Source organism: Mycobacterium sp. OTB74 (assembly GCF_029892685.1).
Lineage (GTDB): Bacteria > Actinomycetota > Actinomycetes > Mycobacteriales > Mycobacteriaceae > Mycobacterium.
Map to the genome: position 1 here is coordinate 1 of NZ_JARXVD010000028.1, position 24071 is coordinate 24071.

A 24071-nucleotide genomic window follows, 5' to 3' on the forward strand; every position below is an offset into this window, starting at 1 on the left:
CCTCGTCGAACAACGCCTCCAGGCGCTCACCGGGGGACGCCTCGGTGGCCAAAGGTGTTGCGGTGGTGGACATAACACCATCAAAGCAGAAGGGTACGACAATTCCTGACCATGGCGATTCGGCGATCGGGGAGGCTCATCAGACCGCCATGGGCTGCCCTCGCGGAACTACCCTAGGCGCTCCACTGCGGGTTGCGGCCGAGGTGGAGCAAAAGCCGGTCTAAATCTGTTGGAGCTGAGCCACTTTGGGTCGGACCGAACGGCGCGTTCGGGAAGCTGCGGAAGTCTCCGTCGGGCACGGCCAATGCCAGCGGCAGCGCCGCCGCGATGAGGTCGTCAGGCAGCTGCCAAGGCCGGCTCAGGCTGGCGGCGACATCCCAGCCGTGCACCACGTAGTCAATGAAATGGAAGCCGATGGCCATCTCGGCGGGGGCGTCCGCGCCGAGTTCCGGTAGCGCGAACGGGGTTTCGAGGTCGGCATCGGCGAACGCGGCCAGCACGTCACGAGCGGCCCCGGCGTAACTGCCGGCCGGATCGCTGAGCACTGCGTCGCGGACGCTCGCTGGGTCCCAGACCGCAAGGTCCTGGCCACCACCCCGCGCGGCTGCTGCGAAGCCCTGGTGCTGCACCGTCATGTGTGTCAGCAGGTCGCCGAGATTCCAATCAGTGCAAGGGGTTTGCCTGCGCAATTGGTCGGTGTCGATGGTATCGACCAGGTCGACGGTGGCCTGTAGCGCGGTCCTGTGCCAGTGCAACAAGCTGGTAGCTGTAGTCATGCGCTTATAGTAAGCGTATGATTACGATATGGCAATGCCTACCATAGTCGGATGACTTCGACCCGGCGGCCCGATCTGGCAGCGATGCTCGCACCGCTGCTGCGTGAGCTGATCGCCGCGGAACAGCCCGTGCTGGACGCGCACGGCATCACCATGTGGGGCTACATCGTGTTGCTGGCCCTGGACGAGACTCCTATGCGGTCGCAGGCCGCGCTGGCCGAGGCGATAGGAGCCGACAAGACCCGAATCATCCGCACGCTGGATGAACTCCAGGACCGCGGGCTCATCGAGCGCACCCCCGACCCGGACGATCGGCGGGTACGGCTGCTGGCCATCACCACGCCCGGGCGCCGGCTCAAGGACGCGGTGCAGGCCGACATCCAGCGCGGCGAGGAGCAGTGGCTGGGCGAGCTGACCACCGAGGAACGGCGCGTCTTCCTGCGTGCTTTGGCGCGCCTGAGTCCACCCCGCGCGTGACCCCGGGAAAAACCGGATGACGTCAGTGAGAAAATCGAACCCATCATGAGCAACCAGCGCGTCGTCTTCTCCGGGGCACAACCCACCTCCGACTCTCTTCACCTCGGCAATGCGCTGGGTGCGGTGCAGAACTGGGCCCACCTGCAGGACGGCTACGACGCGTACTTCTGCGTCGTTGACCTGCATGCCATCACGGTCCCGCAGGACCCCGAGACGCTGCGTCGTCGCACGTTGGTGACCGCCGCGCAGTACCTGGCCCTGGGCATCGACCCAGCCCGCAGCACAGTCTTCGTCCAGAGCCACGTGGCCGCGCACAGTCAATTGAGCTGGGTGCTCGGCTGTTTCACCGGGTTCGGGCAGGCCTCCCGGATGACGCAGTTCAAGGACAAGTCGGCCAAGCAGGGGACGGAGTCCACCACGGTCGGCCTTTTCACTTACCCGGTGCTGATGGCCGCGGACATCCTGCTCTACGACACCGATCTGGTGCCGGTCGGGGAGGACCAGCGTCAGCATCTGGAGCTGGCTCGCGACTTGGCGCAGCGATTCAACAGCCAGTTCCCGGACACCTTCGTGGTGCCGGAGGCAATGATCCCCAAGGCCACCGCGAAGATTTACGACCTGCAGGACCCGAACTCGAAGATGAGCAAGTCGGCCGCCACCGACGCCGGGCTGATCAACCTGCTCGACGATCCGGCCAAGAGCGCCAAGAAGATTCGCTCCGCGGTAACCGACAGCGAGCGCGAGATCCGGTTCGACCAGGAGGCCAAGCCGGGTATCTCGAACCTGCTGACCATCCAGTCCGCGGTGACCGGCACCGCTATCGACGCGCTGGTGGCCGGTTACCAGGGTCGCGGCTACGGCGACCTGAAGAAGGAGACCGCTGAAGCCGTCGTCGAGTACGTCACGCCGATCAAGTCCCGGGTGGATGAGCTGCTGGCTGATCCCGCCGAACTGGAGTCGGTTCTGGCGGCTGGGGCCGCCCGCGCCGAGAAGGTGGCAAACGCGACGCTGCAGCGGGTCAACGACCGGCTCGGATTTCTGCAGCGCAAGGCCTGACACCCCGCTGATACGCCACTCTTTTCGGCGTTGCGCACTTTAGGATTCCGGCAAATGGCGGCGCGGATTGCGGGGAGCAGTGGCGGACAGCACTGAGTCGGACAAGCCGGGGATCGTAGACCGGCTGCGGCAAAGATTTCCGTGGTTTGACCGTGTGATGACGGCGCAGGAGCGCTACCAGGACTGCAACGGTGATTTCTATGCCGCCGGAATCACGTATTACACGGTGTTCGCACTGTTCCCGTTGCTGATGGTCGGCTTCGCGGCCGGTGGGTTCCTGCTGGCCAGTCGTCCGGACTTACTGGCCCACATTGAGGATCGGATCCGGGAGTCGGTGTCGGGCGATTTCGGGCACCAGCTCATCTCCTTGATCGACTCGGCAATCAACTCGCGCGGTACCGTCGGCGTCATCGGCCTGCTCACTGCGGCATGGGCCGGGCTTGGCTGGATGGCCAACCTGCGCAAGGCGCTGACTGAGATGTGGGAGCAGCAGCGGGAATCGGACGGATTTGTCCGCAACAAGCTGTCGGACCTGGTGGCGTTGGTCTCGACGTTCATTGCGCTGGCTCTCACCATTGCGCTGACGGTGCTCGGTGATCCGGCCCTGATGACCAAGGTGCTCAACTGGCTGGGCCTGGGCCATATACCGCATCTGGGCGACGTGCTGGGCATGGCATCCTTGGTGGTCTCATTCCTGGTGGCGTGGATGCTGTTCACCTGGATCATCGCCCGGCTACCGCGCGAGTCGGTGAGCCTGCGCAGCTCGGTACGGGCCGCGCTGATCGCCGCCGTGGGCTTCGAGATCTTCAAGCAGTTGGCGTCGATCCTGCTGAGGTCCGTGATGCACGGCCCGGCCGGAGCCACGTTCGGCCCGGTGCTGGGCTTGATGGTGTTTGCCTTCGTGACGGCCCGGTTGCTGCTGTTCTCGACGGCTTGGGCCGCGACGTCGAAGGAAAACCTGGTGGAGGCCCCGATTGCACCGCCGGGGCCTGCCGTGGTCATCACTACCCGCCACCATGCCGGCGACGGCGTCGACGCAGGCAGTGTGGCGATCGGTGCTGCCGTGGGTTTCCTTGGTGCGCTTGGCCTTTCGTGGCTGGTCCGACGGCGGTAGTGGGTCTCGCGTCAGTTAGACGGCGACGCGAGATTCGGCCCAAGTGTTGTACCCACCCTCCAGGTCGGCGGCATCGGCGAAGCCCTCCGCGCGCAGCAACGATGCCGCCACGCTGGAGCGCCAGCCGCCCGCGCAGTGCAGCACGATCGGCTTGTCGGTCGGCACGTCGGTCAGACGTGAACGCAACTGCGCCAACGGGATTCCGATCGAACCGGGAATCGCGCCGGACTCGCGCTCACCCGGGTTGCGGATGTCGATCAGCGTCACCGCGTCTTCGGCCAGCATGCGATCGACGTCGGCGACCCGCAGCCGCGATGCCTCGACCACCAGATCGGTCAACTGGGTGGGGAATTGGCCGTCGCGGTCGACGTGCAGGTAGCCGACAGCGTTGTCCGATCCGATGCGGGCCAGTCGCAGTGCGGCGTCCTGTTCCTCGCCGGGGTAGGTGATCAGGATGATCTGCTCGCCGACATCGGCCACCATGCCACCGGTTTCGGCGAACCGGCCGTCGAACCCGACGTTTACCGAACCACGCAGGTGGCCGTTGGTGAAGTCGTCGACGCTGCGCGCGTCGAGCACCCGCAGGCCGGCCGCCAGAGCCTGCCGGATCTGTGTCGGAGTGAACTCCGGGATGCTGCGCGCCCGGTCCAGCAGCGGGTGCACACGCTTGTTCATCGCGGCGTCGACCGCGAAGTACGACGGCGCCGCCGGCTGCCCATGGGTGATCAACTCGATGAAGGCGTCTTCGCTCATCGGCTGGACAGATGGGTTGGTGGTGCGCTGCTCGCCGATGGTCGACGTCAGTTCGGTGGACAGGTTCTTGCCGCACGAAGAACCCGCGCCATGCGCGGGCATGACGACGACGTCGTCGGGCAGCGCCAGCAAGGTGTCGTGGATGGAGTGGTACATCGCGCGGGCGAGTTCTTCGGTGGAACTGTCGCCGATATTCACCAGATCGGGGCGGCCGACATCGCCGATGAACAGCGAATCGCCGGTTAGCACCGCGGTCGGCGCAGCGCCCGGGCGTTCGCTGACTGCGATGCTGATCGACTCCCAGGTGTGCCCCGGGGTGGCCAGAATCTCCAGGTCGACCTCGCCCAGCGTGATGTGTTCGCCGTGCGCCAGCCTGCGGATGGGGTAGTCGGTTTCGGCTGATTCGCCGAATCCGATCCAGGCGCCGGTGGCCTCGACCAACTCCAGGTGGCCGGAGACGAAGTCGGCGTGAAAGTGGGTGTTGACGACGCCCTCGATGCTCAGGCCGTACTTCTCGGCGTCTGCGAGGTATTCGGTGATGTCGCGGCGCGGATCGACAATGATTGCGCGGCCGCTGATTTCGTCGCCGATGAGATACGACGCGTGCGACAGGCATTCGATGTAGTACTGCTCCAGGATCATCTGGTGCTCCTTGGGTAGGGGACTTCTCGGTTAATGTAACTATACCCCTGGGGGTATAAATTCCAAAGGTTGATGCATACCCCTATGGGTATGTGTACGATGATGGTGAATATACCCCCAGGGGTATTGCAAAGAAGGGTATGCCATGACCACGTCCCCGTTGACTACCGACGCATCCGGGCCGGCCGAGCAGGGAGGCCTGCGATGATCGCGCTTACCGTTGCTGCGGCGGTCTTGGTCGGGGTCACCCTAGGGGTGCTCGGCGGCGGCGGTTCGATATTGATGGTGCCGTTGCTGGCGTATGTCGCGGGCATGGACGCCAAGGTTGCGATCGCCACCTCGCTGTTGGTGGTCGGGACCACCAGCGCCGTCGGCGCCATCTCACATGCTCGGGCCGGCCGCGTGCAGTGGCGCGTCGGGCTGGTGTTCGGAGCGGCCGGCATGGCGGGCGCCTACCTGGGCGGGCTGCTGGCCCGCGCTATCCCGGGCACGGTACTGCTGATCGGGTTCGCGCTGGTGATGGTGGCCACCGCGGCCGCAATGCTGCGTGGACGCAAGAATGCGGCGCAAGAATCCAGCGGTGGCGCCCTGCCGATCCCCAAGGCCCTAGCCCTGGGCCTCGTCGTGGGTCTGGTGACCGGCTTGATCGGTGCCGGCGGTGGCTTCGTGGTGGTTCCCGCGCTGGTGCTGCTCGGTGGCCTGTCCATGCCGGTAGCCGTCGGCACATCACTCGTGGTGATCACAATGAATTCGTTCGCAGGCCTGGCGGGGTATCTGTCGTCGGTGCAGATCTACTGGCCGCTGGCGCTGATGGTCACCGTCGCAGCGGTGATCGGTGGCTTGATCGGGGCCCGGCTGACGGCCTACGTCAACCCCGACGTGCTACGTAAGGCGTTTGGCTGGTTCGTATTGGCCATGTCCTCGGTGATTTTCGCCCAGGAGATTCACCCCGCGGTGGGAATCAGCGTGGCTGTGCTGGTCGTGATCGCCGCAGTTGTCTCGGCGTCGTCAAAGGCGCGCGTCGCCCGTAGGCGCAGCGGCGTTCTTGGTCCACACCCCGCGAGCCATCACCGCGTGAACGTGTAGCTGCTGATCGAGTACCACGAGATCGGCGTTGGCCCCCGGTTGAAGGCACCCGGCGCCGTCGATACCGAGGGCTCGGGCCGGTGTTGTCGAGGTCATCGCGACCGCATGCAACATCGCGGCATCTGACGCGGGCTCCAAACCTGTTGCCGCGGTGCGGAACAGCGCATCCATGGTCGCGGTGCTGCCGGCGATGGTGGTCCGGCCGTGGACCCTGGCCACCGACCCGCTGACCTCAACATCCAACGGCCCCAACCGAAATGACCCGTCTCCCAGACCTGCCGCGGCCATCGCGTCGGTGATCAGCGCGACGCGGTCGGCGCCTGCGGTCTGCGCGACCTGATGGACCAGCGCGGGATGTACGTGCACGCCGTCGGCAATCAACTCGACGGTGACCCTCGGGTCCTCCAGCAGTGCCAGGGCGGGCCCCGGATCGCGATGATGCAGTGGCCGCATGGCATTGAACACATGGGTCCCGACGGTGGCGCCCATCCGCACTGCATGCTTGGTCAGCTCATAACTGGCATCGGTATGGCCAACGGCCACCACGACTTCGGCATCCACCAGACGTTCGATCGCGGCATCGGCGCCGGGCAGTTCGGGGGCGATAGTGACCATCCTGATGGTGCCGTCAGCGGCCGCCAGTAGGGCATCGATCTCTGCCGGGTCGGGCTCGCGTAACTGCGTGGCGTCGTGTGCGCCGCAACGTACCGAACTCAGCCACGGCCCTTCCAGATGAATACCTGCGATAGTGCCGTCCCTGGTGGCGTCGGCAAGCACCCGGACCTGCTCCAACAAGTCTAACGGGGACGCGGTGACCAGGCTGGCCAGGGTGCTGGTGGTTCCGTGGTCACGGTGGAACCAGGCAGTGGCGGCAACGTCTGTGCTGTACGAGAATCCGCCGCCGCCGTGCACGTGCATGTCCACAAAGCCCGGCACCACAACGCAATTAGGAAAATCGAAATCCGCGGCACGGGGCGCCGTACCCTCGCCACATGCCACGATGCGGTCGCCGCTGATCTCCAGCCAGCCGGGCCGGCACATCCTGTCGTGCAGCACCACCGCTGCGGCAGTCACCAGTGTCATTGTCGGTCAGCCGAATTCAGGGCGGCGTCCGGTGCCGGCCACGAGCCGCCGTTCTCCCAGAAGTGCCGGATGTCCTCGAGTTGGCGGCCGCGGGTTTCCGGAGCGAACCGGTAGACAAACCCGAAGGCCATCAACGCCAGCGCGCCGAACACTGCGAAAGTGCCTGCGCCACCAAGAGTGTTGAGCATGGTCAGGAAGAACGCGCCAACAATGGCGTTGGCCACCAGGTCCGAGGTCAGCATGGTGCTCGAGCCCAGCGACCGCAGCTGTGCCGGGAAACTCTCGCCGGCGTACACCCATACCAGCGCGCCGAATCCGAATGTGAAGCCGACGGTGAACAGCAGCACGCCGACGAAGCCCAGGGTGTTGTTGCGCAGGTTGTCGGCGAACACTGCGATCAGGATGATGTTGGCGACGATCATCATGGCAATGCCACCCAACAGGATTGGGCGTCGGCCGACGCGGTCGACCAGCAACAGTGACACCACCACTGCGATCAGGGCGGCGACCTGAATCAGGGCTGGCAGCACCAGTAGGGCGAAGTTCCCGGTGTACCCCATCTTCTCGAAAAGCCTTGGACTGTAATACACCACCGCGTTGATTCCGGTGATCTGAATGAAAAAGCCCAGTGCTACAACAAAAACCGTGGCTCGCAGATATGGTCGGCGTACCAGCTCGCGGACCGTGCCGCCGCTCTCGGCCATCAGCGCTTCGCGGATTTCGGCCAGCTCGGCGTCGATGTCGTCATCGGATGTGTTCGGATTGACCTGTTGCAGTGCTTGTTTGGCGTCATCGTCGCGGCCCTGGAGCAGGTACCAGCGGGCGGTGTCGGGCATCTTCAGCAGCATGAAGCCGACGAGTACGGCCGGCAGCGCCGCCAGCCCGAGCATCAGCTGCCAGTCGCGGCTGTCCGCCAGCGCGTACGAGGTCAGGTAGCCGACGATGATGCCGGCCACGGTGGCGACCTGGTAGGCAACCAACAGCCGTCCCCGGGTTGCCGCCGGCGCTGACTCGGCGACGAAGACCGGAACCACGACGATCGAGACGCCGATGGTCAGGCCCAGGAGCAGGCGGGCGACCAGCAGCATCGGCACAGTCGTGGCGAAGGCGCTGAACAATGCGAATGCCGCGTAGGTGAAGGCCACCAGCACCATGGATGCCTTGCGGCCGATGGCGTTCGCCAGGGCGCCGGCTCCGATGGCACCGACCAATTGCCCGACGACCACGGCGGTGGTGACCAATTCTTGTTGGTGCGTGCTCAGTTTGAACTGGTCGGTGATGAACAGCATGGCGCCGGCGATGTTTGACAGGTCGTAACCGTAGATGACGCCGATGCTCGCCGCGGTGACGGCGACCAGCGTCGCCACGTGTGTTGATCTGCCCACGCGTAATCCTCCGCATTGTCCGTACCCGGTGTCCAGGTGCTGGAAAAGTCCGGGTGTTGGAACAGACTTAACACCACGCGGCGGGCAACCCCGGTAGGTTCGGCGCTATCGGCTCGAGTGTTGCGGACGGCGGTTGATCGAGCGGGCTGCCATCATCAGCGACAGCACCACGACCGTGCCGACCACACCGACCCCGATCCGGATCGGTAGTGCATCGGCTGCGGGTATCGCAGCCGCCATGGCCTGCGTCGGCGCCGGCTTGTGTTGGATGAGCGACGGGTCGGGCTCGATCAGGGTGCCGACCTTGGTGCCGGGCGGAGTGGCGAACCCGTAGTCCAGCAGATGTGCGGCCTGCTCCCACGGTGCGATGGGCAACCGGGTGCCGTGCAGCAGGATGGCGACCAGTCGACGGCCGCCCCGATCGGCGGCTCCGACGAAGGTTTGTCCGGCGTCGTCGGTGTAGCCGGTCTTGCCGCCGAGCGCGCCCGGGTAGTTGTACAACAGCCTGTTGTCGTTCTCCAGCTCATAAGGCGGGTGATCGCTCGGTTCGCCGGGCTTGGCCGGGTGCCCGGGGAACATGAACTTCTGGGTCGCGACGATGCTGGCGAACGTGGGGTTCTGCCAGGCGTAGCGATAGAACAGGCCGATGTCATACGGCGAGGTGCTCATGCCCGGGCCGTCCAAGCCGGATGGGGTGGCCACCCGGGTATCGCGACCGCCCAACTTGGCGGCCAGGTCGTTGATCTTCCCGATGGCGGTGTCCATGCCGCCCACCTGCATGGCCAGGGCGTGCGCCGCGTCGTTGCCGGAATGCATCAGTAGACCGTGCAGCAGGTCATTGACGGTGTAGCTGCCGTCGACGTCGACGCCGACCCGGGTGCCCTCGGCGTTGGCGTCGTCGACGGTGCCGGTGACGCGTTTGCCCAGCGGCAGTTCGCGCAGCGCCTGGGTGGCGATCAGCACCTTGATGATGCTGGCGGGACGGTAACGGCCGTGCGGGTCTTTGGCGGCGATGATGTCGCCGTTGTCCAGGTCTGCGAGCAGCCAGCCGTCGGCGGACACGTCGCCCGGCAGTGGTGGTATGCCGGGGGCGGCGACCACTCCGCAACCGGACATCAGGTCACCGCCGAGTGGGGTTGCGGGCACGGGAAGCGGCTCGGGCGGGTCGCCGGCCTTCGGTACTTCGGACTGGTCGACCGCCGGGGGAGTGTTAACTCGGTAGGGGCACGCGTTGGTGTCGGGCGGGGCCGGTTCGGCGTGGGCAAGCGCGGGTGCGGATGCCAGAAAAAACGCTGCTGCCAGGGCTGCAACGCGGTGGGCCGGGTTTCGGTTGGTCGCCATCGTGTCGCCAGACTAGGCCAGAGGGGTGCCGATTCCAGGTAGCCGCGCTGTGACAGGTGTGGTTGATGTTGCTTCTGTTATTTGGTACAGGGAGGGCTCAGGGCAGCTCACAGTGGGCCAGAGCCGGGAACCCGATACAGCTCATCCAGAGTCGACCGTCGTGCTCAACCAGTCCGGTGACCTGACCGAAACCGGGGTGCCGGGTGCGCAGGCCGGTCACCGCGCGACCGTTGTCGGGGTCGAAGGCCACCGCCCACACCTCCGAAGGCATTGGCGGTTGCAGCGCCGCAGGCAACTGCCAAGCCAGCTTGCGCAGTGCCGGGTGCCGGGACGCCAACCAGTCGGCCGTGGCGTAAGCCGGACGGACCATCGACACCCAGATTCGACCATCGGACCCGGTCGAGATGTTGTCTGGCATGCCAGGCAGATTGACCGCGAGCGGGGTGACGCTGCCTGCCTGCGGCCCGGACAGCCAGAACTTGGAGAGTCGACGGCCCTGGGTCTCGGCGAACACCAGCGCTGACCCGTCGGCGGTCACCGTGACTCCGTTGGCGAAATACAGGTGGTCGGCCAACGTGCTGACGGTGCCGTCGGTGGTGAGGCGATACAGCCCACCGTCCCCGCGTGCCTCCAGGAACGCCGCCTCGTAGTGCTCGTAGTGGAACCGGCTGGTCGACTCGGTGAAATAGATTGTGCCGTCGGCAGTTTCGGTGGCATTGGAGCAGAACTTGAGCGGCCGGCCGTCGACCTGCGTTAGCAACGTCTCGATCTCGCCGGTGGCCGGTTCCATGGCCAGCAGCCCGCGATAGCTGTCGCAGATGAGCAGACGCCCGTCGCGGGCCACGTGCAGACCCAATGGGCGCCCGCCGGTGTCGGCAACGGTTTCAATTGTGCCACTTGCTGTTACGCGCACGATGCGGCCGTCGACCAGCCCGGTCCACAGGTGCCCGTCGGCATCGACGACGACGTCCTCAGGGGCGCCTTCGGGCATCGGAACGACGGTCAGGTCGACCGGTGGGAAATCGGGCAACGCGTCGACCGGGGGCGGGGTCCAGCGCACCGGGTCGATCGGAGGTTTGGATGTCATCGTTTTCCTTAGCTTTATTGATTTCACACGTGATTCGGAGTCTCCGATCGCATCGTAGGAGTCCCAGCGGAATCAATTGCGTGGACGGGTTGAGAGGTTGTCTGCCAATGGCGGCGACAATCCTCCGCATGTTTGCCGGTTCTGGGACCATCCGAACCAACTGACAGCTCAGCTGGCAATCGGATCCAGAGGCGGACGTGGCAGAGGGCCACGGCTCCCGTGCCGACTTCGCCCTCTCGGGCGGCGGCGTCAGGGTGTCGGGTTGGTCGGGGCCGTCGCCGCGGTGCTCGACGCCGGGTACCGGTTGCAGCGAGTGTCGGGAACATCGGCTGGGTCGGGGAGGCGGCGCCACCTGGGGCAGCGACCTGGCTGCAGCCACCCGACCCCGGCACGCTTGTCGCCTGCCAGTCCGGTCTCGGCGATGGTGAGGGTCTGCGCTGGACTACTACGCCGACTGCAGCCCAGGAACAACATATGGGCGATCCGCTGCGGGCAGGTTTACCAGCGAGTCCTCTACCGGCTACGGGTGAATCTGCCGCTTCTGCAACAGATGGTGGCAGCGCTGGAGGAGAAACAGGAACTCAGCTGGGACGAGCTGCGCAGTATCGCCGAGGTGTTCGATGACAGGAACCATGTTGATGCGCAACAACAAACGCCTCGGTAACGGAACGTTACGTGGGGAACCCGTTGTACGCATAAATGCGCGCGCCGCCGCGCTGAAGTGCATAATGACTTCGTCGTCGATCTTCCACCTTTAATAACTTCACCAACCGAGGTAGATAATGACACAGTCAGCCATCGCAGTCGGGAATGAAGAATCGGAAATATCGTGGAGCGAACTTCGAGATGAGTGGAATGCCCGGAATATCGATAGGATTCGGACGAAGCTAGAAAACGAATACGCGATCTCGCGTTCCGATCTGAAAACTGTTTGTGAGCACGAAGAGCCTGAAGCGGATGGAGAAGAAAAGCCTGAGGAAGCTGGCGACCGCGATGAAACTGGCTCAACGTTTGATCGCTTATTCCACTGCAAAAGGGATAATGCAGAATCTAGAAAGGGCAGCGGTCCAGAAGGTCAAGGTGGTGCTGCAGAAAAAGTCGATGCTGCATGGCAGCATGTGTGGGAGGCCGCAGCCAAGAAAAATTGCGAACCGTTAGTCGCTTACTTTGTTTTTGCGTTAGGGATGAAGAAATGGGAACTCAGCTCGGATCACGATGCAGTTAACGAGTACGTAGCACATGCGATTGTAGGATATCGACGGTTGCATGGTGAGCACCGCGAAGCCTCCACCGCCAATATTGCTCTCACGCACTTTATCCTCAACGAATTGGTAGCGCTCACTGGTTTTGAATTGCCCGCGCCTGATGGTGAAGCGGGTGCGAAGTGTAAGCCATTGCTGGTCGGGGCAATGAGTGTCGAGGCTGCGGTGTATGCAGGCTCATCTGTTGCAATACATGCACGTGCGAACGAAATCGCTGGCCATTGTGAGAAATGTCTTGAGAATGAGCTCATCGCAGTCCATGCGAACCACGAGAATGCTTGTGGAGATGTTCAGTGTCTCGTCTGGTACGTTATTAACCTCCACAGAATCTATTACAGTTGCATTGCGCAGACGGCGGACGCGGTGCGACGTGCCGGTGACATAGATCCGACGGTTCGCTTCGAATCCGACGATGAGAAGATGACGGCAGCGGTCAATGCACTAAACAATGCAGCGTCGCGGGTGGTAATGGCCCGAGCAGAGCTCGGTAACGATGTATACGCGAGCGAGCTACCGCCGTATCGTGCAACTTTGACAGCTTGGCTTACTCGATTGTCTAACAGGTCGGTGACGCCGATTGTCGCACTGAATGATGTAGATTTCACCTACATATACCCTTTCGCATTGGCGGACGTCGACGTACAAGAGGTCCAGGAGTTCATGCGGGCACTTGAATTCGACGATGAATCGAAAAAGATATACGCACCGGACGTCAATAAATCCGGTGCGAAGTCAGAATTTTCGCCAGCCGACCTGACTCCGAAAGCCCCGGTGAAACTCCAACTCAACGACATGTGGACTTGGGGAGGTCGCCGAGAAGAACTGAACGCCACCGTCTGTATCCCAATGCCGCCAATCACCGTCAGTTTGGTGGATGACGGCCGCTTTAAATGGAAATTTGATGTTGAACTTCTGTTCAATGACCTAGGCAACCACTACTTGCGGGTGAAACTCGAGTCAAAGGAGCGGGGGACTCGCGATTGGTTAAATCTAACTGTGAGATTGGCAACGACATATTGTGGCGAGCATCTACTCGTCTCTGATGATGACCAACAAGTACTGAAACCGGACGGAAGTCATTGTAAGACGATCGCGGACTATGCCAAGACCGTCATTGATTACGTCTCTGAATGGATTGTCAGGGAATCTGATAATTATATCGATGGTCGGGCTGCTGAAAATGAGAAGAAATATCGAGCGGATGACGCGAGTCGACGTTATAAATCTGGGTTCCAGCCGGATTTCGACTATCATATATTGGTCGTGATCGGGAGTGCCAGTTCGCCGGCGTCGGTCGACTCCGATGCGAACTCAATGAAACAAGAAATTGAAAACGGCTATGGCGATCTGTTGATGCAATTACTGAACCGGGAAGCCACTACGCTCGATGAATGGACCTGCCGGGGTAAGTACAGTGCTACGCCCAACTTGCTCGGCGACGAGTGCTTTCCCGGCGATTTTGCAATGGGCACGGCAACAACGACGGTACTGTACATGCCGTCCACCCCAAGCTGGGTGAAAAACGGATATCAAGAGGTTGCGGAATTTGCGGCATCGTTTCGACCTTTGATCAATGAGGCAAAGAAGGACCTCGAGGAAAAGCTTCAGGGTATCGATACTCTCATGCAAACGGACAAGGATAGGGAATTAGATAAGCAGGAAAGAGACTTAAGTCACCACAGACGGGATCTGCACGAGCTGCTCGACCGTATGCGCAAAATCCGAACTTATCTGGAGCCGTCGCAGCTCCTCAGCTTGAGGGCTGAAGGGGAGTTCCTTGCGAAGCTTTATAAGCAATTGGAATTAGGTAAGCTTAAAAATGACCTTGATGGGTATCTTGAGCGAGGGCGTATCGCGATCGATAGGATGAACCGACGTGAGTCGCGTTTACATGACCATAGAAGCCGGCATAACGAAGATTCGATTCAGATTATCTTGCTTATTTTGGGCGTTCTGTCGTTCTCGGGATTTCTGTCACTTTTCCTGACCTTGATGTACGGATCGAGCATACCGGGCTGGGATACTGATCCAGAGGCTGGCGAAGGACACCCTCTGACACACCACCATCTTTCGTCGCTTGATCTTTATGGCGCCGCGGCTTTATATGGGATTGTACTAGTGGCTGTCGTCTTATATTTTAAGCGCAATAAGGGGCGTTAGATATGCCTGACCTGCATCTTGTCGATTCGTTCGAACTCACTCCGAACCAGTTGTCGACCTTCTACGACGAAATACTCGCACCGTCGTTTGGTGAGGAAGAACTTGTCGAGCGCGGAGAGATGCTCGATGCGTTGGCGGACCGAACATCACTGACTCGTGGCCGGATCGCGATCGATGAGTCTGGCGAAATTGTCGGGGGAATTGTTGGCGACTGGTTTGCCGATGGTCGAGTGATGTTGCTGTCGTATTTGGCGGCACGCCCCGGCCTTCGTGGCCGCGGAATTGGCAAGCGGTTGTTGGCTGACGCGATACCCGCGTGGATGTCCGATTTCAGCGCGGTTCTTGTCGTTGCTGAAGTTGAGAACCCGGACTTTTATGAGAACGATGAAGGCCATGGCGACCCCAAAGCGCGACTTCGGTTGTATGCAGGACTGGGCGCAAAAATCTTGCGGATGCCGTACTTTCAGCCAGCGCTCAGCGCCGAGCAGTCGCGAGTGCGAAACCTCTTTCTGATGGTGTTCAAGGCGGACCCATCGGTGATGAGGGGACAGGATCGCGTTGATGCTGCGCCACTTCGGCGATTCATCGAGGAGTATCTGAGCGGCACCGAGGGAATTGTCGACGATGACGAGGTCCGGGCTGTCCGGGCAGCACTTCAAACGGAGAACGGCATCGAATTGGCGGACCCAGCCGAGTACCTCTGACGTCTTGCCGGTCTGCACCTGCGAACGAATGCCGTTGGTACTGTCCCGCGTTCTCTGTAGCTTTCTGGCGCGTTGTGCCGGGTATCACCCGGCTTATGGCTGGCGAGTCTGCTGTTGTTGATGGCTCATGTCGATGAATGCATTGCTTGACAACGTTTTTCGCCTCGCCGCCTGTGTTCGAGTAGTGGCCTGCCGTAGCTTGGAAAGGTGACCACCGCGCAACTGGACGAGTTCGAGCAGCTGCGGCCGCACCTGTTATCGGTCGCCTACCGGCTGACCGGGGTGTATGCGGACGCTGAGGACATCGTCCAGGACGCCTGGCTGCGCTGGCATGGAACCGATTCCGAGATCAGCGACCTGCGCGCCTGGTTGACCACCGTGGTCAGTCGGTTGGGGCTGGACCGTCTGCGTTCGGCGGCGCACCGTCGCGAGGCGTATTTCGGTCAATGGCTGCCCGAACCGGTGGTCACCGGATTCGATAGTGCTGATCCACTGGCCGCAGTGGTTTCCGGCGAGGACGCCCGATTCGCCGCGATGGTGGTGCTGGACCGGTTGACCCCCGATCAGCGGGTGGCCTTCGTGCTGCACGACGGGTTCGCGGTGCCGTACGTCGAGATCGCCGAATCGCTCGGCGTGACGGAAGCCAGTGCACGCCAACTTGCTTCGCGAGCCAGACGGGCGGTGGCTGCCGCGCCGATGCCGGATCCCACCCATAACGAGGTGGTCGGTAAGCTGATGGCCGCCATCGCCGGCGCCGACATGGCGGCAGTCGTCGAACTACTGCATCCCGATGCGACGTTCACAGGGGACTCCAACCGTCGCGCACCGACCGCACCGCGGACCATCGTCGGCGCCGACAAGGTGGCGCGCTTCTTGTTCGGTCTGGCCAGACGCTATGGGCCGCAATGGCTTTCGGCAACTCAGCTGGCACTGGTCAACGGGGAGCTTGGTGGCTACAGCCCCGGGATGCCAGCGCGGGACGGCTATCCTGAGCTGCTCCCGCGAATCACCGCGATGACCGTGCGCGCCGGCAAGGTCATCGCGGTGTGGGATATCGCGAACCCGGACAAGTTCACGGCGTCACCGCTTCGATCGAACTAGCGGCGCGCCGTTGAGGTCAAATTAGCTGCCCGACTGGTCCGCCCACGGCACCCGGCAGGCATCACCGGAGCTGAACCCCTGCTCGGTGATACCCAGCGCCGCGTACATCCGCGAGCGCATGTTCTCCACGCCGATCTGATAGGTCAGCTCGATCACGCCGTCGGCGCCGAACCGCCGCTTGAGGTCCGCGACCTGCTCGTCGGTGACGGTGTGCGGGTCGGTGGTCATCGCGTTGGCATAGGTGATCGCTGCGCGTTCGTCGTCGGTGAACAGTGCGGAAGTTTGGTACTCGTCGATGTGCTTGAGTCGGGCGGTGTCCAGGCTCTCCAGCCGCATCAGCATGGTGCCGAAATCGATGCACCAGGAGCAGCCGACAGTGCGTGCAGTCCAGAACACCGCGAGGTCGCGGACGGTGGCCGGCAGCTTCTTCGATCCGCTTTGCAACAGGCCTTCGTGGACCGCGTTGGCCACCAATAGCCGCGGATGGTGTGCGGCGACGGCGAAGGGCTCGGGAACCTCGCCGAACTCCCGTTTGGCGTAGCGATACATCAACCGGGTGAGCAGGCTGGCTTGTTGCGGGGATACGGGATCGACGCGTGGTTTCTGGTTCATGCTTGGTAGACGAGGCAGGGCCCGGAAGTGTGACAGAGGGAAGTGAGCGGTCGCCACTGGGATGGTTCGGGTTGGGATCCGTCAACTTTGATTGACATTGTCAACAAGAGTTGACAGGTCCAGACCGGAAGTGCTGAACAGAGCACCCATGAGAAAAGCCGCGAGACCCCGGAGGAGTCTCGCGGCTTTCCGCCAGAACAACTAACGCGCAAACATCAACGCGCGCTTGACCTCTTGGATCGCCTTGGTCACCTGGATGCCACGGGGGCAGGACTCAGTGCAGTTGAAGGTGGTGCGGCAGCGCCACACCCCGTCGACCTCGTTGAGGATGTCGAGGCGCTCGGCGGCGGCCTCGTCACGCGAGTCGAAGATGAACCGATGCGCGTTGACGATCGCGGCCGGGCCGAAGTAGGAACCCTCGCTCCAGTACACCGGGCAGCTGGTGGTGCAGCAGGCGCAAAGGATGCACTTGGTGGTGTCGTCGAAGCGGGCCCGGTCGGTCTGCGACTGGATGCGCTCGCGGGTCGGCGGGTTGCCCGAGGTGATCAGGAACGGCTTGACGGCGCGGTAGGCGTCGAAGAACGGCTCCATGTTCACCACCAGGTCCTTCTCCACGGGCAGGCCGCGGATGGGCTCGATGGTGATGGTCAGGTCCTTGCCGGCTTTCTTGGGCAGCAGGTCGCGCATCAGAACCTTGCAGGCCAGGCGGTTGACGCCGTTGATCCGCATGGCGTCCGAGCCACACACGCCGTGGGCGCAGGACCGGCGGAACGTCAGCGTGCCGTCGAGGTAGCCCTTCACGTACAGCAGCAGGTTGAGCAACCGGTCGCTGGGCAGGCAGGGGACGCGGAAGCTCTGCCAGCCGGCGGCGTCCGGGTTCTCCGGGTTGAACCGGGCGATCTTCAGCGTCACCATGACGGCGCCGTCGGGAACCGGCGGCAGAGGAGGACCTGCGGGGTCGCTCGCCTTGTCCAATACGGGTGCACTCATGGTTTTAGTACTTCCGTTCCATCGGCTCGTACCGGGTCTGGACCACGGGCTTGTAGTCCAGTCGGATGTCGGACAGCAGGTCGGTGCCTTCTTTGTAGGCCATGGTGTGGCGCATGTAGTTGGTGTCGTCGCGGTTCGGGTAGTCCTCGCGGGCGTGACCGCCACGGGATTCCTTACGGTTCAGCGCACCGACCACGGTGACCTCGGCCAGCTCCAGCAGGAAGCCCAGCTCGATGGCCTCGAGCAGGTCGCTGTTGTAGCGTTTGCCCTTGTCGTGCACCGTAATTCGGCTGTACCGCTCCTTGAGCGCGTGAATGTCGGTGAGAGCCTGCTTGAGGGTCTCCTCGGTGCGGAACACCGCGGCGTTGTTGTCCATCGATTGCTGCAGCGCGCCGCGGATGTCGGCGACCCGCTCGTTGCCGTGCTCGGACAGGATGTCGCCGACCCAGCCGTTGACCATGTCGGCCGGGTTGTCCGGCAGGTCCACAAAGTTGTGGGCCTGGGCGTACTCGGCGGCGGCGATACCGGCGCGGCGACCGAACACATTGATGTCCAGCAGCGAGTTGGTACCCAGGCGGTTGGAGCCGTGCACCGAGACGCAGGCGCACTCGCCGGCGGCGTACAGACCTGGCACCACGTTGACGTTGTCGCGAAGCACCTGACCGTTGATGGTGGTCGGGATACCGCCCATGACGTAGTGGCAGGTCGGGTACACCGGCACCAGCTCGGTGACCGGGTCGACGCCCAGGTAGGTGCGGGCAAACTCGGTGATGTCCGGCAGCTTGGCTTCCAACACCTCGGCGCCGAGGTGGCGGACGTCGATGTAGACGTAGTCCTTGTGCGGTCCGGCGCCGCGGCCTTCGAGCACCTCGAGCACCATCGAGCGGGCCACGATGTCACGGGGTGCCAGGTCGACGATGGTCGGGGCGTAACGCTCCATGAACCGCTCGCCCTCGCCGTTGAGCAGACGACCGCCCTCGCCGCGCACGGCTTCGGAGATCAGGATGCCCAGGCCGGCCAGGCCTGTCGGGTGGAACTGGTGAAACTCCATGTCCTCCAAGGGAAGTCCCTTGCGGAAGATGATGCCCAGGCCGTCACCGGTCAGGGTGTGGGCGTTGGAGGTGGTCTTGTACATCCGGCCCGAGCCGCCGGTCGCGAAAACGATCGACTTGGCGTGGAAGATGTGGATGTCGCCGGTGGCCAGCTCGTAGGCGATGATGCCGGTGGCGACCGGACCGCCGGCGGTCTCGGTGAGCACCAGGTCCAGGGCATAGAACTCGTTGAAGAACTGAACGTCGTGCTTGACGCAGTTTTGGTACAGCGTCTGCAGGATCATGTGGCCCGTGCGGTCGGCCGCGTAACAGGCCCGGCGCACCGGGGCCTTGCCGTGGTCACGGGTGTGCCCGCCGAATCGGCGCTGGTCAATGCGGCCCTCGGGCGTCCGGTTGAACGGCATGCCCATCTTTTCCAGGTCCAGCACCGCGTCGATGGCTTCCTTGCACATGATCTCGACGGCGTCCTGGTCAGCGAGGTAGTCGCCGCCCTTGACGGTGTCGAAGGTGTGCCATTCCCAGTTGTCGTCCTCGACGTTGGCCAGCGCGGCGCACATGCCACCCTGGGCGGCGCCGGTGTGGCTGCGGGTCGGGTACAGCTTGGTCAGCACGGCGGTGCGGACGCGGGGACCGGCCTCGACGGCGGCGCGCATACCCGCACCACCGGCACCGACGATGACGACGTCGTAGCGATGTTCCTGAATCATCCTGGGTCCCTACTTGATGTTGGCGTCGAAGGTGACGAGCACGTAGCTGCCCAGCACCAAGGTGAAACCGGTGGCCAGCAGCAGAATCGAGTTCAGCCAGAACTTGGTGGTGTTCTTGCGGGCGTAGTCACCGATGATGGTGCGCATGCCGTTGGCACCGTGGATCAGCGCCAGCCACAGCAGGGCCATGTCCCAGATCTGCCAGAACGGCGAGGACCAGCGCTGTGCGACGTAGTTGAAGTCGATGCGGTAGACGCCGTTTTCCCAGATCAGCCCGATGAACAGGTGACCAAGGGCTAGCAGCACCAGTGCGGCACCGGAGAATCGCATGAACAGCCAGGCGTACTTCTCGAAGTACGGAATACCGCGGGCACGACGGGGCGCACGTGGGTGGTCCAGGGCGGCGGGACGGTCGTGCTCGCGCTCCATGACCGGGGCCGGGCGGCCGCCGCGACGAGCCTCGGCAGCGCCGGAATCAGTTGTCGTGGTCACGAGAGCCACCCGAAGTGCTCAGCCATGTGCATGCCCTCTACTCCCAGCGCGGCGACCAGCACCGCGATCCAGATGGCCAAGATGGTCCACAGCATGACCCGCTGGTACTTGGGGCCCTGCTGCCAGAAGTCGATCAGAATGACGCGGACGCCGTTGAGGGCGTGGTAGAGCACCGCCGCGACCAGGCCCATCTCCATGAGCCCGATGATCGGCGTCTTATAGGTGCTGATCACCTCGTTGTATGCCTCGGGGCTGACCCGGACCAGCGCCGTGTCAAGCACGTGCACCAATAGGAAGAAGAAGATGGTGGCACCGGTGATGCGGTGCAGCACCCAGGACCACATACCCGGGTCTCCGCGATACAGGGTGCGCCGCCTCGACGGTGATGAACGCGGTGCGGGTATGGCGGAATCCGCGGCTGCCGCTGTACTCATTTCGACCTCCAACGCCGTCGGTGGACGGATGACCCGGCAGCAACTTTTTTGCCCGCCGGGCCCAAACCTCGGGGCGACTCTAAACCCAATTGGTGCACAGTCAGAACTAGCGTGTGTGGCGAATCGAGTGTACTGGGCGGAAATTAGGGTTGCCTATGTTGACGACCTTGGTTTTCGGTGTCACTGGTTCAGGACGTATTCCGAGGGCTGAAAACGGGGTATCGATGACCATCGAAATTGACTGGAACATGTTGCGGAACAAGGCAATTGATGTTTCTCGTAATGCCTATGCGCCGTACTCCGACTTTCCGGTCGGGGCTGCAGCGATAGTCGACGACGGTCGAGTGGTTACGGGCTGCAATGTGGAGAATGTCTCATATGGGCTTGGTCTCTGCGCCGAGTGTGCTGTGGTGTGCGCCCTACATTCCGGCGGGGGTGGACGGTTGGTTGCGCTGGCATGTGTTGATGGCGCCGGGAAAGCGTTGATGCCGTGCGGCCGTTGCCGTCAGGTGCTGCTGGAACACGGCGGCCCCGGCATGCTGATCGACCATCCGGCCGGGCCGAAGCCGCTATTGGAGCTGCTGCCCGATGCATTTGGTCCAAATGACCTGAACCGCCGGTAACGGCAAGTGGTGCAACGCTTCTGGGCGCCACTGGTTACTCATCGGTAACTTTGGCCTCCGTTGGCCAGGGCCTGGCTGTGCTGACCCGGCACTAGCATCTGGGTGGTGTTCGATGCGCCGTCTGTCATCCGTACCAAGCGTGACGGCGGAGTGCTGTCCGATGCCGCGATCGACTGGGTGATCGACGCCTATACCGCTGGCCGGGTTGGTGATGCCCAGATGTCGGCCCTACTGATGGCGATCTTCCTGAACGGCATGACCGACGCCGAGACCACGCGGTGGACTGCAGCGATGATCAATTCCGGTGACCGGTTCGACTTCACCGACCTGCGCCGGGACGGAAAGCCATTGGCGCTGGTAGACAAGCACTCCACCGGCGGCGTCGGAGACAAGATCACCATTCCGTTGGTGCCGGTCATCATGGCGTGCGGCGGTGCGGTGCCGCAGGCGTCCGGGCGTGGACTCGGGCACACCGGCGGCACGCTGGACAAGCTCGACGCCATCCCGGGGTTCACCGCAGAGCTGACGAAAGCCCAAATCCGACAACAGCTTTCGACTATCGGCGGCGCCATGTTTGCGGCCGGTGAACTGGCTCCGGCCGACCGAAAGCTGTACGCGCTGCGCGACGTCACCTCGACGGTGGATTCGCGGCCGTTGATCGCCAGCTCGATCATGAGCAAAAAGCTGGCCGAGGGTGCTCGGTCGCTGGTGCTCGATACCAAGGTTGGGCGCGGGGCGTTCCTGAAGACCGAGCAACAGGCTCGCGAGTTGGCCCGTGCCATGGTCGACCTCGGAAACGCGTACGGGGTGCCGACCCGGGCGTTGCTCACCGACATGGACCGGCCGCTGGGCCGGGCGGTGGGTAATGCGGTCGAGGTGGTCGAGGCGCTGGAGGTGCTGGCCGGCGGCGGGCCCGACGATGTTGTGGCGCTGACGTTGGAGCTGGCGCGCGAGATGCTGGCACTGGCCGGCCTCGACGGCGTCGACCCCGCGGACACCCTGCGTGACGGCACCGGGATGGATAGATTCCGCGAATTGGCTGCAGCGCAGGGTGGGGATTTGTCCAGGCCGCTGCCACTGGGTGCACACACCGAGACGGTCATTGCGCCGCGCAGTGGCGTCATGGGCGACATCGATGCGATGGCCGTCGCGATGGCGGTGTGGCGCCTCGGTGCAGGTAGGGAGCGGCCTGGGGACCCTGTGCAGGCGGGAGCCGGTCTGTATCTGCACCGTCGCAGCGGCGAACCGGTGGTGGCCGGGGAGCCGGTCTTCATGCTGTATACCGAGACTCCTGAGCGGCTGCCTGCGGCACTGGCCGAACTCGACGGCGGCTGGGCGGTAGGGGACGCCGCGCCGCAGCATCGACCATTGGTGATCGACCGGATCGACTAGGCGGATCAGACGAGTGTTTTGCATAGCCGTCACCCGCACCCGCGTTTAAGGTCGAACTCGTGTCCAATGACGACTTGAGCGACTTCGAGCGCACCGAGTTCACCTATGACGGGTCGACCCGCGCTGTGTATCGGCGGGGCAGCGGGCCGGCCGTCATCGTCATCGCCGAAATACCGGGCATCACACCGAAGGTGCTCGATTTCGCGCGAAAGGTTGCCGACCTTGGCTGCACCGCTGTGCTGCCGCACCTGTTCGGCATTCCAGGTCTGGATCCCAATGCGGGTCTCGGCTCAGTAGCGAAGGGCATGGCGAGTTCTCTGGTGCCGGCGTGCATCAGCAAGGAATTCACCATCCTGGCCACCGGCCGGACCTCGCCGGTGGTGGACTGGCTGCGGGCGCTGGCCCGCGCTGAACACGAGCGCTGTGGCGGCCCTGGCGTAGGCGCGGTCGGCATGTGTTTCACCGGAGGCTATGCGCTCGCGATGGCCGCCGATGACGTCATCTTGGCCCCCGTGCTGTCCCAGCCGTCCATGCCGGTGGCTCTGACCGCCAAGCAACGCCGGAACATCGACATCTCGCCGGCCGACTTGCAAATCGTCAAGGGCCGGTGCGCTCGCGGGCTCAAGGTCATCGGAATGCGGTTCAAGAGCGACAAACTGGTGCCCGCTGAGCGATTCGAGTTCCTGCGCGAGCAACTCGGCGACGCCTTCATCGCCGTCGAGCTGGACGACGCCGACGCCAACCCGGACGCTTTGATGCCGCCACATTCGGTGTTGACCGAGCACCTGATCGACGAGCCGGGGCAGCGCACCCGCGCCGCGCTCGATCAGGTGTTGGAGTTCTTCCGAAGCCAGTTGGTGACGGCGTCCTAGTCGTGGTGAACAAAACCGCGGGGCTGCCGGTTCGGCCGGCAGCCCCGCGGTTTTGTGTTGTCGGACAATCCGTTTGACGGATCAGAACGGGTTGTCGGGCCCACCCTCGGTCGGGTTGTCGAAGTCGTCGGTCCCGGACGCCTTGTGGGAGACGTCGTGGCCTTCACCGACCCGGACGCAGCCGGCGGTGCAGTCCTGCATCACGATGGTCTCCGGTCCGCCGTGCACCACGCGCCACTTCCACGCGGTCTGGGTGATGTTCTGCTCCGCCAACACCTCGTCGCGGAGACCGACGGTGCAGTTCATGGTCCGATCGCTGGAATCGCTGGTCTCGTGCAGCAATTCGTTCTCGGTCAGCCCCAGGGGATTGCGGATCAGCCGCACTCCGAAGCGGTCGGTCTTGTCGTGAGCCTGCAGGCGCTCGGCGATGCCTGCCAGGACGATCGCGTCATCGTCGCTCAACGGTTCGGTGTCGCCGAAGTCGTCCGGCTCGGCGAACTCCAGGCCGACCACGCTCACCCCGTCGGCTGCATCGTCGAATCGGATTGCGGTGGCACTCAGCTGCCCGAATGCCGACCGGTCGATGGGCGCGGTCTTGGTTCCGCGCGGCGACCGCACGATCTGCTCGACGAACACCTCGCCGGGCTCGGGTTCGAAATGCTTGTGCAGCAACCAGATTCCGAAGCGCTGCCAGGCTTCGGTGGTTACCAGGTACTGGCCCAACTCTTCGAGGCAGGCCTGATCGTCGGCGCGCAAATCCCCAACATCGGTGGCGTCCATGTCACGTAACGCCTCGTAATCCTCGACCTCATGGTCCCGCATAACTAGCATTGCCGCACTCCTTAGTTATTCGATTGTCGAAGAGAATTC

23 protein-coding genes and 1 pseudogene are annotated in these 24071 nt (G+C 63.3%); 12 read left to right on the plus strand and 12 right to left on the minus strand.

Going from position 1 to position 24071, the window contains the following annotated elements; translation table 11 throughout:
- Nucleotides 1-173 precede the first annotated feature (173 nt).
- Nucleotides 174-776 carry a TIGR03086 family metal-binding protein gene (locus tag M2432_RS25845; RefSeq protein WP_280829703.1) on the minus strand — a complete coding sequence of 201 codons (603 nt, stop codon included), beginning with the start codon at nt 774-776 and terminating at the stop codon, nt 174-176.
- 51 nt (nt 777-827) lie between these two features.
- Here M2432_RS25845 and M2432_RS25850 point away from each other — a divergent pair, with 51 nt between their 5' ends.
- The 3 genes from M2432_RS25850 (at nt 828) to yhjD (ending at nt 3423) form a co-directional block, all read left to right on the plus strand.
- Nucleotides 828-1253, plus strand: coding sequence for a MarR family transcriptional regulator (locus M2432_RS25850; RefSeq protein ID WP_280829704.1), 426 nt, complete (start codon nt 828-830; stop codon nt 1251-1253).
- Between the two features lie 45 nt (nt 1254-1298).
- The gene (gene trpS / locus M2432_RS25855; RefSeq protein WP_280829705.1) at nt 1299-2309 is read left to right on the plus strand and encodes a tryptophan--tRNA ligase; all 1011 of its coding nucleotides are present in this window, start codon (nt 1299-1301) and stop codon (nt 2307-2309) included.
- 157 nt (nt 2310-2466) lie between these two features.
- Nucleotides 2467-3423 (plus strand): inner membrane protein YhjD, encoded by a 957-nt coding sequence (gene yhjD / locus M2432_RS25860; protein ID WP_280829706.1) that lies wholly within the window; start codon nt 2467-2469, stop codon nt 3421-3423.
- 15 nt (nt 3424-3438) lie between these two features.
- On the opposite strand, the gene M2432_RS25865 is transcribed toward yhjD, so the two are convergent.
- Nucleotides 3439-4818, minus strand: coding sequence for an MBL fold metallo-hydrolase (locus tag M2432_RS25865; RefSeq protein ID WP_280829707.1), 1380 nt, complete (start codon nt 4816-4818; stop codon nt 3439-3441).
- 204 nt (nt 4819-5022) lie between these two features.
- Here M2432_RS25865 and M2432_RS25870 point away from each other — a divergent pair, with 204 nt between their 5' ends.
- Nucleotides 5023-5904, plus strand: a complete 882-nt coding sequence (locus M2432_RS25870) for a sulfite exporter TauE/SafE family protein (RefSeq protein ID WP_280829708.1) — start codon at nt 5023-5025, stop codon at nt 5902-5904.
- Here the strand turns inward: M2432_RS25870 and nagA are convergent.
- From nagA to M2432_RS25890, 4 genes are all read right to left on the minus strand, one after another.
- On the minus strand, nt 5827-6987 hold the full coding sequence (gene nagA, locus M2432_RS25875; protein WP_280829709.1) for an N-acetylglucosamine-6-phosphate deacetylase: 1161 nt from the start codon (nt 6985-6987) through the stop codon (nt 5827-5829). The genes M2432_RS25870 and nagA overlap by 78 nt on opposite strands.
- Complete coding sequence (locus tag M2432_RS25880) at nt 6984-8372, minus strand: sugar porter family MFS transporter (RefSeq protein ID WP_280829710.1); 1389 nt, start codon at nt 8370-8372, stop codon at nt 6984-6986. Before M2432_RS25880 ends, nagA begins: the two co-directional genes overlap by 4 nt.
- Before the next feature lie 105 nt (nt 8373-8477).
- On the minus strand, nt 8478-9713 hold the full coding sequence (locus tag M2432_RS25885) for a D-alanyl-D-alanine carboxypeptidase family protein (protein ID WP_280829711.1): 1236 nt from the start codon (nt 9711-9713) through the stop codon (nt 8478-8480).
- Between the two features lie 97 nt (nt 9714-9810).
- Entirely contained in the window at nt 9811-10800 is a 990-nt protein-coding gene (locus tag M2432_RS25890) for an SMP-30/gluconolactonase/LRE family protein (protein ID WP_280829712.1), read from the minus strand.
- Nucleotides 10801-10997: 197 nt separating this feature from the next.
- On the opposite strand from M2432_RS25890, the pseudogene M2432_RS25895 reads away from it, so the two are divergent.
- From M2432_RS25895 to M2432_RS25915, 5 genes and pseudogenes are all read left to right on the plus strand, one after another.
- Nucleotides 10998-11137: pseudogene (locus M2432_RS25895) on the plus strand (phospholipase); the annotation flags it as partial.
- A 189-nt stretch (nt 11138-11326) separates the two neighbouring features.
- Nucleotides 11327-11464: a hypothetical protein gene (locus M2432_RS25900; RefSeq protein ID WP_280829762.1), complete on the plus strand. Its 138-nt coding sequence runs from the start codon at nt 11327-11329 to the stop codon at nt 11462-11464.
- A gap of 118 nt (nt 11465-11582) precedes the next feature.
- Entirely contained in the window at nt 11583-14222 is a 2640-nt protein-coding gene (locus M2432_RS25905) for a hypothetical protein (protein WP_280829713.1), read from the plus strand.
- A gap of 2 nt (nt 14223-14224) precedes the next feature.
- Nucleotides 14225-14926, plus strand: a complete 702-nt coding sequence (locus M2432_RS25910; protein ID WP_280829714.1) for a GNAT family N-acetyltransferase — start codon at nt 14225-14227, stop codon at nt 14924-14926.
- 207 nt (nt 14927-15133) lie between these two features.
- Nucleotides 15134-16027 carry a sigma-70 family RNA polymerase sigma factor gene (locus tag M2432_RS25915; RefSeq protein WP_280829715.1) on the plus strand — a complete coding sequence of 298 codons (894 nt, stop codon included), beginning with the start codon at nt 15134-15136 and terminating at the stop codon, nt 16025-16027.
- 21 nt (nt 16028-16048) lie between these two features.
- Here the strand turns inward: M2432_RS25915 and M2432_RS25920 are convergent, their stop codons facing one another.
- From M2432_RS25920 to sdhC, 5 genes are all read right to left on the minus strand, one after another.
- Nucleotides 16049-16639 carry a carboxymuconolactone decarboxylase family protein gene (locus M2432_RS25920; protein ID WP_280829716.1) on the minus strand — a complete coding sequence of 197 codons (591 nt, stop codon included), beginning with the start codon at nt 16637-16639 and terminating at the stop codon, nt 16049-16051.
- A 201-nt stretch (nt 16640-16840) separates the two neighbouring features.
- Nucleotides 16841-17629 carry a succinate dehydrogenase iron-sulfur subunit gene (locus M2432_RS25925; RefSeq protein WP_280829717.1) on the minus strand — a complete coding sequence of 263 codons (789 nt, stop codon included), beginning with the start codon at nt 17627-17629 and terminating at the stop codon, nt 16841-16843.
- Between the two features lie 4 nt (nt 17630-17633).
- A complete protein-coding gene (gene sdhA, locus M2432_RS25930) occupies nt 17634-19388 on the minus strand; it encodes a succinate dehydrogenase flavoprotein subunit (RefSeq protein WP_280829718.1) in 1755 nt (584 codons plus the stop codon).
- Nucleotides 19389-19397: 9 nt separating this feature from the next.
- A complete protein-coding gene (locus M2432_RS25935) occupies nt 19398-19817 on the minus strand; it encodes a succinate dehydrogenase hydrophobic membrane anchor subunit (protein ID WP_280829758.1) in 420 nt (139 codons plus the stop codon).
- 59 nt (nt 19818-19876) lie between these two features.
- Nucleotides 19877-20314: a succinate dehydrogenase, cytochrome b556 subunit gene (gene sdhC / locus M2432_RS25940; RefSeq protein WP_280829719.1), complete on the minus strand. Its 438-nt coding sequence runs from the start codon at nt 20312-20314 to the stop codon at nt 19877-19879.
- Nucleotides 20315-20538: 224 nt separating this feature from the next.
- On the opposite strand from sdhC, the gene M2432_RS25945 reads away from it, so the two are divergent.
- The 3 genes from M2432_RS25945 to M2432_RS25955 all read left to right on the plus strand — a co-directional run bounded on the left by M2432_RS25945 (nt 20539) and on the right by M2432_RS25955 (nt 23201).
- Entirely contained in the window at nt 20539-20937 is a 399-nt protein-coding gene (locus M2432_RS25945) for a cytidine deaminase (RefSeq protein ID WP_280829720.1), read from the plus strand.
- Nucleotides 20938-21039: 102 nt separating this feature from the next.
- On the plus strand, nt 21040-22329 hold the full coding sequence (locus M2432_RS25950; protein ID WP_280829721.1) for a thymidine phosphorylase: 1290 nt from the start codon (nt 21040-21042) through the stop codon (nt 22327-22329).
- Between the two features lie 59 nt (nt 22330-22388).
- Nucleotides 22389-23201, plus strand: coding sequence for a dienelactone hydrolase family protein (locus tag M2432_RS25955; protein WP_280829722.1), 813 nt, complete (start codon nt 22389-22391; stop codon nt 23199-23201).
- Nucleotides 23202-23282: 81 nt separating this feature from the next.
- Here M2432_RS25955 and M2432_RS25960 read toward each other — a convergent pair whose 3' ends face one another.
- Nucleotides 23283-24032, minus strand: coding sequence for a hypothetical protein (locus M2432_RS25960; RefSeq protein ID WP_280829723.1), 750 nt, complete (start codon nt 24030-24032; stop codon nt 23283-23285).
- Nucleotides 24033-24071: the final 39 nt, after the last annotated feature.